General features: G+C 41.9%; 1 protein-coding gene. It reads left to right on the top strand.

The window, feature by feature from the left end:
- Positions 1 to 332, top strand: a 332-nt coding sequence (locus tag SB658_RS22685) for an AAA family ATPase (RefSeq protein ID WP_410602483.1), incomplete at both ends; no start/stop codon positions are given.

The raw sequence follows: 332 nt of genomic DNA, 5'->3' as shown, positions 1-332 counted from the left end.
AACACTCGACTTCACGTCTTGTCGGTTCTCCTCCGGGATATGTCGGCTATGATGAAGGCGGCCAGCTGACAGAAAAAGTGAGAAGAAAACCTTATTCTGTTGTGCTTTTAGACGAGATTGAAAAGGCGCATCCAGATGTATTCAACATCTTACTGCAAGTATTAGAAGATGGTCGTCTGACGGATTCTAAAGGGCGTACCGTTGACTTTAGAAATACGATTTTGATCATGACATCCAACGTTGGAGCTAGTGAACTGAAGCGAAATAAATATGTTGGCTTTAACGTGCAGGATGAAGGTCAAAATTACAAAGATATGAAAGGCAAAGTGATG

The sequence above is a fragment of the Bacillus sp. SIMBA_008 genome (assembly GCF_046535495.1).
GTDB classification, from domain to species: Bacteria; Bacillota; Bacilli; order Bacillales; family Bacillaceae; genus Bacillus; species Bacillus subtilis.
Note: the sequence above shows the minus strand (reverse complement) of the source record. Positions and strands in the feature narration are given on the sequence as shown.